Source organism: Rugosimonospora africana, assembly GCF_016862975.1.
Classification (GTDB): Bacteria; Actinomycetota; Actinomycetes; order Mycobacteriales; family Micromonosporaceae; genus Rugosimonospora; species Rugosimonospora africana.
Map to the genome: position 1 here is coordinate 96,708 of NZ_BONZ01000050.1, position 12,111 is coordinate 108,818.

Sequence of the window (12,111 nt, forward strand, 5' to 3'; positions counted from 1 at the left end):
CTCACGGTGGACACGGGCGTTCACCGGCGCCGAGGCCGGCGGCGGTCTGGTTGACCGCCGCCGGCCGGCAAATTCGGGCGATCGCTACTGGCACTGGTGACCGGGCGCTAGCACCCACACCGAGTAGTTGACGAATGAGCCCCGAGGCACGACCTGGCCGGCGGCCGGGTTCTGGCCGGAAACCTTGTCCGTCAAGTCGCAGTTGGTGGTATTCCTGTCGGTCTCACTGCCCAGGAACAGGCCGACCGCGCTCAGCCTGGACTGCGCCGTGCCCACACCGACATTGACGATGCTGGGTACGGCGACCGTTGGGGTGTTGACGACCCAGATCATGCTGTCATCGGTTTGCCGGCCACCGGATTCGGCCACCGAGAAGCTGAAGGTGTAGGTGCCCGGGGTGGTTGGGCTACCGGTGACCGCGCCGGTGTTCGGGTTGAGGCTCAGTCCCGGCGGAAGCAGGAAGATGAGACTGGGGAACCAGTGGTAGGGCGCCGTACCACCGGACACGAACGACGCCAGGTTGAGGTTGACCGAACTGCCCTGCGTCACGGTTTGGTCGGGCGCGTTCGAGTGCACGTCCGTGCACGTGGGTTCCCCCGGCTGGGCTGGCACGCTCACCGCGTCCCAGGCTGCCTTGACGGTGTTGAACGGAGCACAGGTGGTGATGAACAGGTTCTTCGCCGCCTGTAGCGTCCAGATCCGGTAGTCGGTGTACATGGCGTTCAACGGCTTCATCAACATCGCGTTGTACAGGATCTTTGTAGCGACCTGGATGCCGAGGCCGCCGATCCCGCTGCCGTTGCAGGTGGGGCTGGCCGGCTGGCCGTTGGTGGGGCTCGTGCCCTCGGCCAACAGGTAGAACCAGTGGTCACCGACGCCGCCGGCCGCGTGCTGGTCCATCGTCAACACGTCCGGTGAGTAGCAGTTGGGGTGGCCGACCAGCGACGGGTTGTACATGAAGCGGATCGGGCCGGTGCCGTTGAGGTTGACCCGCTCCCCGATGGTGAAGTCGGGCGTGTCGAATGGGGCCGGCTCGTTGGCGAACCACTCGGTCGCGGTGCCGAAGGCATCCGCGACGAACTCGAAGGTGGACACGTTGGACAGGCCGTTCGGGGTGTTGAAATCGACGCCGTGGCCGTTCTCGTGACCGACCACGTCCAGCGAAGCGATCGACTGCCCGCTGGTGTTGTGACCGATCCGCACCCCCACGTCGTTGCCCATGTACTCGGCGTTGACGGCGTCCCAACCGACATTCATGGGCCAGGCGCCACCCCTGCCGTCCAGGCCGTTGCGGCCGAGCCACTGGCCGACCATCTGTGTCTCGGTCCGGGTCGCGAACAGCGCGTCGACGCAAGCGGTCTCCAGATTCTTGGGATCGCCGTTGCCCCAGTTGTCGTCGGTACCGGTGAACGTGAGGCCGCTGACGTTGTCCTGGCACCTCAGGTTGGGGATGGACGGGTCCTGCATGGAGAAGGTGCCGCCCGACTGAGTGGTGCCGATGGACAGCGGGTTGGGGCCGTTCCAGCCGGAGTTGCCGGTGCCGTCCATGATGCCTTCCCTGGCGTCCAGGACCTTGCCGTTGCCGGCGTCGACGTCGACCGTCAACCGGCTGGGCCCGTGGGCGCCGGTACCGTCCACCGTGGACTCCCACGCCAGCCGCGGGGTGGTGCCGGCGCCGTACACCACCAGACGGGCGGGCCCGACGCCAGTCACATCGCGCAGTTGGGCCTTGGCGACCTCGACCGCCGCGGCGCTGGTGACGGTCGGGGTGGTGTCCAGGACTCCGATGGGCCGCTTCTGCGACACCGAGTGAGCGAGCACCTTTCCGGTGCTGTCAGTGGCGATGACGACGTTGCCGCCGATGACCGGGAGGCCGGCGTAGGTGCGGTTGTAAGAAACGTACTGCAGGTCTCCGGCTGAGATCACCGGTTGTGCGACGAACTGGTCGAGGGGGCTGGCCTGCAGGTACGAGGGGCGGCTGTCCATCAGCACGCCGGCACTTCGCGAGGCGAGTGCCGAAGGCTGCGCCGGTGGCGTGGCGGGACCGGGTGCGGCGGGCCCGGGTGCGGCGGTGGCAGCGTGGGTGGTGCCGCCCGTGGTCACGACGCTCGCGGCGAGGATCGCCGCGAGCAGGACTCTGTAGCGTTTCATCATTCGCTTCCTGCTCCGAAAGTCGGGCCGACTGTGTCGCAGGGAAGGCGTTCCATTCCGTTCCACGCCGCGGTTCCATCGGCGCCGGGCGCGGCGCGGGCCGCGCCGTTGAAGTGGGGCGCCTTGGCTCAGGTGAGCTTGGCGAAGGCGATGGTAGCCACCTGGGTCAGCGGCGACGGTTGGGCGGTGGTGCCGATGGTCGCCTGTTCGTCGAGCAACATCAGAGTGTGCCCGTCCCGGATGTATATCGAATCGGTCTCGACGGCAATTCCAGGAGCCTTGGATGGCTCGCGGATCTGCAGGCGCAGACTTTCGTCGCCGAGCTTCGGTCCCGATGTCAGAGAGATGTTGAGGCGCAACGAATCGAACCCCATTCCGGCCAACGCGTCATCGCTGTACGACGGGCACCGCTTCACCACGCTGCGCAGGTCGTCCAGGATCTGCTTGGCACCATCGCCCGGGTAGCTGGCGAGCCATTCGTTGCCGAACCATCCCCTGCCGGTGTGCCCGTGCACCCCGATGGTCGCCTGGCCAGCGGGCGCCGGCATGTCGCCCAGGAACACCGGTCCCCTGACGTCGGAACAGGGGATTGCGTCGACCGGGCCAGGGGAGGACGCCGGTGACGGCGATGGGTCCGGCCCGTCCGATGGCGCGACGTCACTGAAGTCCAACAGATCAAACTCGGCGGGCAACGAGTCTTTGGTGATCAGCCGCTGCCGTAGCTGGGCATCGGTGAGCGGCGGGGCCGGGGAAGCGCTCGCCGACGGTACCGACTCCGAATGGCGTGAGGCCGTCGAGGAACACGAGGCGATCGCGACCACAGGGAACAGCCCGAGGGCGACCGCGACGACGGGCTTTCCCGTGCCGACGTTGTTCTTGATCTGCACGGCGCGCAGCGTACCCGAACGTTCCGACATCACAACGCCCGGGCGCCACCGGCTAATATCGGTACTCATGAATAGATCTGCAGCCGTTCTCGTCGGTGTGAGCCTCGCGGTCGCCGGCCAGGCAACGATCGCGGGCCAGGCGAGCGCCGCGGGCGGGGCACGCGCGCGGCATGTCGACAACCCATACGCCAGCGCGGTCGGTTACGTCGATCCGCAGTGGCGGGCTCACGCCGAGAGCGTCCCGGGCGGAGGGCAGGTGTCACGTACCCCGACCGGCATCTGGCTGGACCGGCTCGGCCGTATCGCTGGCGAACGGGGTGAGCTGGGGTTGCGGGCGCATCTGGACGCGGCGCTGGCTCAGCACGCCGCATACGTCCAGGTGGTGCTGAACGACCTGCCCGCCAGGGACTGCCTGCGGCAGACACCCGGTGACTTCACGCTTGGCGAGGTTGCCCGCTACGAGTCGGAGTTCATCGACCCAATCGTCCGCATCGAGACCGATCGTAAGTACCGGCACCTGCGCATCATCAACGTGGTAGAGGTCAATGCGCTGCCGGATCTGGTACCGAACACCGTGAACTATCCGCCGGAATGCACGGCGGTGGCCCAAAGCGGGGATTACGTCACCGGCATCAGGTATGCGCTGGACAAGCTGCACCCGTACTCGAATCTCTACCTGTACCTCGGCGCGGGCGATCACGGCCTGCTCGGCTGGGACGACACCCTCAGCGCGCTGGTGAACCTGTTCGTCTCCACGGTCGGGGCCACCCACGCCGGCCTGGACAGCATCGACGGGATCGTCACCAACACCGCCGGGTATGCCGCCCTCGCCGAGCCATACTTCACCGCGGACAGCACGGTCAATGGCGTCCCGGTGCGCTGGTCGCGTTGGGTGGACTTCAACAACGACGTCGATGAGCTGTCGTACTCGCTGGAGCTGCGGCAGCGCCTGGTCGACGCGGGATTCTCGCCGTCCATCGGAGCGGTCATCGACACCTCACGCGACGGCTGGGGTGGCTCGCAGCGCCCGACTCAGGCCAGTAGCTCCACCGAGGTGAACACCTTCGTCGACCAGTCGCGCATCGACCGCCGCTATCATCCCGGCAACTGGTGCAACCAGGTGGGGGCCGGGCTCGGTGAGCGGCCGGTCGCGGCACCCCGGCCCGGCGTCGACGGGTACGCCTGGATCACGCCGCCCGGCGTCTCCGACGGCACCGGCGACTTCGCCCGGTTCGGTGAGGCCAACAGCGGCTACAGCGTCATGTGCGACCCCAGCTACCGGCCGGGCGACAGCGCCGCCTGGACCGATGGCGCGCTGCCGGACGGCCCACCGACCGGGGCCTGGTTCCCCGCAGAGTTCAGCCAGCTGCTGGCGAACGCGTATCCGCCGCTCGGTTAGGAAACTGGCACCTCGGCCAGCTCGCACCGACTCCTACAGCCCGTACTCAATCATCGAGGAGGCATGGTCCTGCGCCGCGGCGCCGTTCGAGACCAGAATCGCGAGTACCACCAGGGTCACGGCGACCACGATGGCCGCGACTACCGCCACGCGCCGATCGATCGTCAGCATGTTCTTCATTCCGCACTCCAGCCCGAATATAGAGAATCAAGCTTATCAACGTCTTCGGTTCTCCCGGGCCGGCCGATCAGTCGGTCGGCACCCGTAGATCGGCCACAGCGTCGATGGGCCACCACCAGACGGCCGGCGGTGGCCCATCGATGGGTAGCGCTATGCGGCGATCGGGTACGCCTGCAGTTCGTAGATGGAGTAGCCGAAGGCCGTTGTCCGGCTCACGCCCTGCATCCGGAGGTACCTGACGCCTGGCTGGTCGAGCCACAGCGTCTCGGTGCCGCCCGAGCTGCCCGTCACCGCCGCGGCCGTGGTCCAGGTCGTACCGTCCGTGGAGGTCTGCAGGTCGTAGGCCGCCGCGTGGGCGGTCTCCCACGACAGGACCACCTTGCCCAGGTGCTCGGGGGAAGCGAACTGCACCTGCAACCACTCACCATCGGTGTGGTTGGACGACCACCGGGTGGTGGCGTCGCCGTCGATCGCGTGGTCCGGCGTGAACTGGGCGAGCCCCTGCTCGACGCTGGAGGCCGTGGCCAGCGCCCCCTGGGACGACAGCGCGACGTTGTTCGAGCTCACCGCCGGGTGCACGACGAAAGTGACTTGCTGGGTAACCGCCGTGCCGTGATCCGGGGTGAACCGAACCGGCACCGTGTAGGTGCCCGGCCGCGACGCGGTCAGGGTGAGCGAGGTCGACTGCTGGGATCCGCGCAGTACCGTCACCGTGCTCGCCGCGGGCGACGCGGTCACTCCCGGCGGCGCGTCCACGCGCAGTGCGCCGTGAACGCGCTCCGGGCCGGACGAGGTCAGCGTGACGGTTATCTTCGTGTGGTCACCGGTCGACGCATCGGCCGAGGACGGCGCGACCGACAGGTCCGGCCCGTCCGCGTACCGGGGCACGACCTCCGCGATCGACGGCGCAACGGATGCGGGAACCCAGGCCAGGCGGATCGCGTCGGCGATGGCACCGCGACCGGGGACTTCGGTGTACCCGGTGGCAGCCAGGGTGCCCAGCGTCCGCCACTGCCCGCCGACCCGGGCCTGCACCTGGGCGGCGCCGGTGCCGACGACCTCGACGAGATCGAGGGCCCGGGCCCGCGGCAGGGTGACGACGAGCGCGTCGCCCTGCTCCGGTGAGGAACCCGCGGTATAGGCGGTGTCGAGGTTTCCGTCGGCCGCCGCGGCCAGGCCGGTCCCGGCCGGGGTACCGCTGACCGTGAACGCGTCGCCGGCCGGTACGGTCACCGTGAACTCCCGTACCACGACCCAGGTGGTCTGTGTGCCGGTGTCGCGCAGCCGCACGTAACGGGCCTGTGCGCCGGCGGGCAGGGTCGCCTCGACGTCCGGCTGGTTGACGTAGGTGCCGGCGGCGGTCCAGGTCGAACCGTCGGCGGAGTACTCCAGCACGCCGCCGACGATGTAGTCGCCGGGGCTGGTGGGTTTGCTCATCTGGATGGAGACCGTGGAGACCGGTCGCACGCTGCCGAGGTCGACACCGACGTAGTCGCCGAGCGCTGGGGGCCGGCTGCTCCAGAAGAACGTGTTGTCGTCGCCGTCGACCATCTTGGCCGGCGTGTTGGTCTGGTACGTCGGCATCGACGTCATCGCGGTCACGCGCCGGCCGGCCAGGCCCAGCCAGCGGTCGTTCTCGCCGAGGGCGTCAGTGACGAACGTGTCGATGACGCCGTCGGCGACAGTCACGTTCACCGTGCCGTTGAGCCCGACATAGGTGTAGGCCCTCGCCTTCGCCGCGAGCGACTCGGCCCGGGACCGGTCGGCGAGTGCGTCGGCGCCGCGCCCGGCCCGCTCGTCGACGAGCATCCACAGCGCGGCGCCGGCCGCCTGCCCCCAGGTGCTCGCCGAGTCGAGCCACGGCGTGGTCTCGGTGACGAACTCGGGGTCGTTCAGGTGCGCCTTCAGCGCGGCCGGGATATTCGCGATGAGCGTGAGATAGGCGCCGAGACCGTTCGCGGCCGAGGTCTGACCGCTCTCCCACTTCGGCCAGAACGCGGCGATTCTCGCGGCGAGCGCGGGCGCCTGCACCGTGTCGATGTTCGAGTAGTACTCGAGGTCGGCGAAGGCGTCGAGGGCGGCTCGCGCCTGCGGGTCGCCGCCGGCCAACTCGTCAAGGCCGGCCCGCCAGGAGGTCTGGGCGTTGTATCCGGTGTCGTTCCAGGTGTAGTCGGCGACGTTGAACAGCGCGATCTTCGATGCCTCCGGCTGAATCATCGGGTTCGCCGTGATCCCCGCGAGCGACAGCCCCGGCTCGCGGCCGACGTACGGGCCGAGCAGCAGCCGGTCGGTGACGTAGTCGTTGACCGGGTAGTTGTCCCAGAGCAGGATGTCGTGGCCGAAGACACTCTTGGCCGCCGCGGACTGGGCGTCGGTGATGCTTGTGGCGATGACACCGACACCGGTCCAGCCGACCACCACGGCCGGGTCGAGGTTGTTCCTGATGGCCGTCTTGTACGGCGTCGAGGAGATGTCGGAGTACTCGGTCGGCACCATCTGCAACCGCGACGCGCCAGGATGTGTCGCGATGAAGTCCTTCTGCACCTCGTTGAGCAGATAGGACTGCGCGGCGCCGGCCGCACCGCCGCCGGTGCCGAACCTGGTCTGGTCGGCCGCGCAGTTCCACTTGGTGTAGCTGATGTCGTCCAGCGGGACCGAGAACGTGTGCACGCCGATGTCCCACAGCGACTGGAACTTCGCGATCAGGGCCTGCTCGTCCGTGGCTGAGGTGTAGCAGACCGACAGGCCGGGCGACAGCGCGTAGGTGAACTCGACGTGGTTGGCGGTCGCGCGGTCGGCCAACGCCTTGATCTGGGCGAGCTGGTCCGGCGGGTACGGGTCGCGCCACTGCGCGCGCAGGTACGGGTCGTCCTTCGGCGAGTACACGTAGATGTTCAGCTTGTGCGCGCCGTAGAAGTCCAGCTGTGCCAGGCGCTGCTCGTGCGACCACGGCGTGCCGTAGAAGCCCTCGATGACTCCGCGCTGCGCCTGCGCCGGCCAGTCCCGCACCACGACCCCGGCGACGCTCGCGTGCTGCCCCTCCCGCCGGATGAGCTGGCGCAGGGTCTGCACGGCATAGAAGGTGCCGGTGGCGTCATGACCGTCGAGCACGATCGTCGAGCGGCCCTTCGCCTCGCCGCTGGCCAGCACGTACCCGTCGGCGGCGAGGCCCGCGGCGTCGGGGACGCCGAGCGCGTGCAGCGCCGAGGCGGTCGACGGGTTCTCGTCGGGACCGCCGACGTAGATCGCGGTCTCGTTGGGTCGCACCGTGGCCGGGTCGCCGACCTCGTCGATGGTGCGCACGTTCGCGGCGGTCAGCACCGACCGTACGGCGGCGACCGCAGCCGGGTCGCTGGTCGGCCCCGTGATCAGTGCGACGGTCTTGCCGAGCGGGACGGGCCGCCCTTGGGCGTGAATGGACTGCGGCACCGGATACACGGCGGGCGGCGACGCGGCTGCTGCCGCGGCCGGTGTCGCGGTGGCGGGCACCACCGCGAACGCGGTGACGAGGCCGAGCCCGAGCGCAGTGGTGGCGATGGATGAGATCAGTGCACGACGTCCCATGGTTACTCCACAAGGTCGTTGAGCGTGTAGGACGGATTTCGCCGCCCTTTCCTCTACTGGACGGTCAGCGCGAGGATGTGGGTCGCCACCGAGCTCGGCAGGGTCACCGTCGCCACGGGCTTCGTCGCGTCGATTGGGATCGATCGTATGATCAATTTCTGACTGAACACAAGTTCATATCGTTAGATCGTCTGACCAATGCACTCAGTCCCAGCGAACCCCGTGGGCGATTCCGTTACACCCTCCGGTGCGTTTGTGCGGATCGATGAAGTACTCGACGCACGGCGTCGCGAGCCGAGGCCCGTCGGCCGCTCTCACTCATCGCCGTCGATCGGATGTATAGCGAGGCCGCTTGGATCCCCGACATCTGAACGATGACCCGCACCCATCGCCCCCTCCTACGGTGTGTAGTGCGCGAATAGACCCGGGATCGTGTGGAGGCGAATGTGGCATGTTGTCAACAGGAAGCGTCAAACGATGGCTGATTCTCCTTACGGCGGTGGTACTGGTCGCGGGCGTCGCGACCGTCGTTGTCTGGAGAACCGAAAGCGGTAGCCGGCACGAGGAAGTCGACCGGGACCGCGATCACGACGCGGACGCGGACGGCGACCGGGACGCCGACGGAGAGGACGAAGACGAGGCTCCGGCGGGGTATCTCGACCTCAAGGACAGCTCGGGCCAGCCGGTGACCGCGGCGCAGATCGCCCGGGCTCAGCGGCAGGCCGCGGCCATCCCCAGCGGCGACAACGGCGCCTGGACCTACACCGGGCCGACGAACGTCGGCGGCCGCGTCGTGGACCTCGCCGTCGACCCGACCACCTCCCCGAGCACGGTCTACGCGGCCGTCTCCAGCGGCGGAATCATGAAGAGTACCGACGGCGGAGTGACCTGGTCCGCGGCCTGGCCGACGTCGAACACGCAGGCGATGGGGGCGCTGGCACGTGGCTCCGACGGCACCCTGTGGGCCGGCACCGGTGAGGCGAACCCGTCCGGGGGCGGCCTGACCTTCTTCGGTGACGGCGTCTACAAGTCGACCGACGGTGGGCGCGACTGGAAACAGTGGGGGTTGCCCAACAGCGCGGCGTTCGGCCGGATCGTGGTGAACCCGCAGGACCCCAACGAAGTGTGGGCCGCCGCGGCCGGATCCATCTCCTGGGTCGCCGGCCAGCGCGGGCTCTACCACACCACCAACGGCGGCAAGGACTGGAAACTGGCGCTGGCGCCGACCAACGACAACACCGGAGCCATCGACGTGGCACTGGACCCGGCCAACCCACACATCATCCTGGCCTCGCTGTGGGACCACCGGCGAAACAGCGGCGGCTTCTTCTACGGCGGCAGCGGCTCCGGGCTGTACCGCTCAACCGACGACGGAAACACCTGGACCCGGCTGGACAACACCAGCATCACCGGATCGATCTGCGGTTGGGACCAGAGCAAGACCGGCCTGAACACCGACGCCGACCTGGGCCGCATCGGAATCGCGTTCGCACCCAGCGACCCCAACCGGGTCTACATCCAGTTCAGCGGAGCGTACGGGCCGGACAAGGGCTTCTACGTCTCCAACGACGCCGGAGCCACCTGGAACTGCGGCGGCGCCGAACCCGGTTCGGTCACTGGCGGATACGAATGGGTGTTCGGCCGGCTCTGGATCGACCCGTCCGACGAAAACCACATCTTCGCCGCCGACGTCAACCTGAAGGTCTCCACCAACGGTGGCGCCTCGTGGAGCAACTCCAACGGGCCGCACGCCGACCAGCACGGCATGGCCTGGGACCCGAAGACCCCCAACCTCGTCTACCTCGGCGACGACGGCGGCGTCTACCACTCCACGACCGGCGGCGCGACCAACTCGTGGACCCACGCCACCACCGAACCGTGGACCCAGTCGTACCACTTCTCGGTCTCCCAACAGGATCCGCTGCGGATGGTCACCGGCCTGCAGGACCAGGGCAGCATCCGCACCTGGACACCGGGGGTGGAACCGACCGACCCGACGCAGTGGAATTCCTACGGCGGCGGGGACGGACACTGGGTTCAGATCGATCCCAACAACCAACTCGTGTACTACGAATGCTTCCAACCCTCACCGCCGAGGGTCAGCTGCGCGAAGAAGGTGGACTCGGCCGCGACCGGATCGACCGCGAGCACCTCCACCACCTTTTCCAGCCCGTTCCCGACCGGCAGCCGGATCACCACGGACATGCCGTTGGTTCTCGACCCGGCCGACCCGAACTACGTATACATCGCCGGTACCTCGATCGCCCGTTCCGGCAACGGCGTCGTGTCCGGTACCAACGCGTGGACCCTGATCAGCCCGACCACGCCGGACAGCCCGGAGAGCCTTCCCGGTCCGGTACCGCCGGAAGAGGTCAACCAGGACACCTACTACGCCAACGAATACGGAGCGGTCACCCAGATCGCTCCCGCCAAGTCCACCGGTACCCCGACCTCCCCCGCGAGCACCATCTACGCCGGTACCGACACCGGCAAGGTATGGAAGACCACCAACGCGACCGCCAGCACGGGAAGCGACGTCACCTGGACACAGCTCGGCGCCGGAGTGCTGCCCAACGCCTGGGTCAACGCGATCGTGGCCGACCCGACCGACGCCAACCACGTCTACGTCGCCTTCTCCGGCTACCGTGAGGGCGACCTGGCCGCGAACGTGTGGGAATCACGCGACGGCGGCACGACCTGGCACAACATCAGTGGCAACCTGCCCAATGCCCCGGTGGAGACGGTGACCTACGACCAGCCCCACAACCAGCTGTACGTGGCCACCGGGTTCGGCGTCTTCTCTCTGAAGAACGGCAAGAAGAACTGGGCACGCCTCGGCACCGGCCTACCCAACTGCCCCATCTTCGACATCAAGCTCACCGGCGACGGCCACACGATCGACGCCGCGACCTTCGGGCGCGGGATCTACCACCTGCCGGCGCCACAAGCCTAGGACACCTACCGGCGAGGGCGGCCAGTTCACCGGCCGCCCTCGTCGTTTCCCGGCATTGACGCCTTAACATGGTTCCCCGGAGTGAGCCGGCCGGGCCGACTCTGGCGTTGGTGCCGTGAACGGGGAGGTCGAGAGTGGCGCGTCAGCGGGTTGGTCAGCGTCGAGGAGTCCAGCCCCGCGCGCCGTACCGCGGCCCGGGCTGGACACGGCCGCCGACGCTGGGCGTTGACGTCGGCGGCGTGATCGTCGCCCTGGCCGACCGGGACGAGGACACCTCGTTCTTCGGCGACCGGCCGTTGCAGACGCCAGCGGTGGCGGGAGTCTTCGACGCGCTCGCCGCGCTGACCGTCCAGCCGTTCGCGTCGCGGGTCCACCTGGTCTCCAAGGCCGGCCCCAAGGTGGCCGCCAACACCCGCGCGTGGCTGACCCACCACGACTTCTTCGACCGCACCGGCATCCCCGCCGCCAACCTGCACTTCGTCCGGGAACGCCGCGATAAGGCACCGGTATGCCAGCGCTTCGGCATCACCCACTTCGTCGACGACCGCCTCGACGTGCTGGCCTACCTGGAAGAGGTCGAACACCGCTACCTGTTCCTGGGCGGGACCGGCGCTCGGGCCCCTGGGGAAAGGGTTCCCGACTGGGCGACCGCCGTCGACACCTGGACCCACCTCCTGGCCCTGCTACGGGAGGCGTAGCGAGGCGGAGGTGACCCAGTCGACCACCGTGCGTGCGATGGCCTGCGCGCCCTTGTTCAACTCGTCGGCGGGTACCGCCACCACGACCGCGGCGATGATGAGCGGCTTCGCGGCAGACCGTCGCGGTGGCACCGGCACGCCCGGCGGGAACTGCGCGCCGGGCGGCACCGCTCCCCCCGGGATGCAACGGGCCCGTGGGATACAACGGTTGACCGGGGGCTCCTGGGCCGGATGGTTGAGTCACGGATACTCCGAGAGGTTATTGGGTCACGTCGAGGG

Annotated in this window: 8 protein-coding genes; 3 read left to right on the forward strand and 5 right to left on the reverse strand. The window is 68.4% G+C overall.

Features of this window, described 5'->3' with window-relative positions; all coding sequences use genetic code 11:
* Positions 1-84: 84 nt before the first annotated feature.
* Positions 85-2,151: a M4 family metallopeptidase gene (locus tag Raf01_RS26640; protein WP_203920751.1), complete on the reverse strand. Its 2,067-nt coding sequence runs from the start codon at positions 2,149-2,151 to the stop codon at positions 85-87.
* A 128-nt stretch (positions 2,152-2,279) separates the two neighbouring features.
* Positions 2,280-3,068, reverse strand: a complete 789-nt coding sequence (locus Raf01_RS26645) for a hypothetical protein (protein WP_203920752.1) — start codon at positions 3,066-3,068, stop codon at positions 2,280-2,282.
* A gap of 37 nt (positions 3,069-3,105) precedes the next feature.
* Here Raf01_RS26645 and Raf01_RS26650 point away from each other — a divergent pair, with 37 nt between their 5' ends.
* Positions 3,106-4,437: a glycoside hydrolase family 6 protein gene (locus tag Raf01_RS26650; RefSeq protein WP_203920753.1), complete on the forward strand. Its 1,332-nt coding sequence runs from the start codon at positions 3,106-3,108 to the stop codon at positions 4,435-4,437.
* Between the two features lie 33 nt (positions 4,438-4,470).
* Here the strand turns inward: Raf01_RS26650 and Raf01_RS26655 are convergent, their stop codons facing one another.
* Positions 4,471-4,617: a hypothetical protein gene (locus Raf01_RS26655; RefSeq protein WP_203920754.1), complete on the reverse strand. Its 147-nt coding sequence runs from the start codon at positions 4,615-4,617 to the stop codon at positions 4,471-4,473.
* A gap of 150 nt (positions 4,618-4,767) precedes the next feature.
* Positions 4,768-8,181: a glycoside hydrolase family 84 protein gene (locus Raf01_RS26660; protein WP_203920755.1), complete on the reverse strand. Its 3,414-nt coding sequence runs from the start codon at positions 8,179-8,181 to the stop codon at positions 4,768-4,770.
* A gap of 499 nt (positions 8,182-8,680) precedes the next feature.
* Here Raf01_RS26660 and Raf01_RS26665 point away from each other — a divergent pair, with 499 nt between their 5' ends.
* Positions 8,681-11,134 carry a WD40/YVTN/BNR-like repeat-containing protein gene (locus Raf01_RS26665; RefSeq protein ID WP_203920756.1) on the forward strand — a complete coding sequence of 818 codons (2,454 nt, stop codon included), beginning with the start codon at positions 8,681-8,683 and terminating at the stop codon, positions 11,132-11,134.
* Between the two features lie 239 nt (positions 11,135-11,373).
* Positions 11,374-11,832, forward strand: coding sequence for a hypothetical protein (locus Raf01_RS26670; RefSeq protein ID WP_203920757.1), 459 nt, complete (start codon positions 11,374-11,376; stop codon positions 11,830-11,832).
* Here Raf01_RS26670 and Raf01_RS26675 read toward each other — a convergent pair.
* Positions 11,818-12,000: a hypothetical protein gene (locus Raf01_RS26675; RefSeq protein WP_203920758.1), complete on the reverse strand. Its 183-nt coding sequence runs from the start codon at positions 11,998-12,000 to the stop codon at positions 11,818-11,820. The genes Raf01_RS26670 and Raf01_RS26675 overlap by 15 nt on opposite strands.
* Positions 12,001-12,111 lie beyond the last annotated feature (111 nt).

Bases quoted from the DNA above. Each gene is read 5' to 3' on its own strand.
- Raf01_RS26660 (WP_203920755.1), bottom strand. From the start codon at position 8,181: ATGGGACGTCGTGCACTGATCTCATCCATCGCCACCACTGCGCTCGGG.
- Raf01_RS26655 (WP_203920754.1), bottom strand. From the start codon at position 4,617: ATGAAGAACATGCTGACGATCGATCGGCGCGTGGCGGTAGTCGCGGCC.
- Raf01_RS26645 (WP_203920752.1), bottom strand. From the start codon at position 3,068: ATGTCGGAACGTTCGGGTACGCTGCGCGCCGTGCAGATCAAGAACAAC.
- Raf01_RS26640 (WP_203920751.1), bottom strand. From the start codon at position 2,151: ATGAAACGCTACAGAGTCCTGCTCGCGGCGATCCTCGCCGCGAGCGTC.
- Raf01_RS26650 (WP_203920753.1), top strand. From the start codon at position 3,106: ATGAATAGATCTGCAGCCGTTCTCGTCGGTGTGAGCCTCGCGGTCGCC.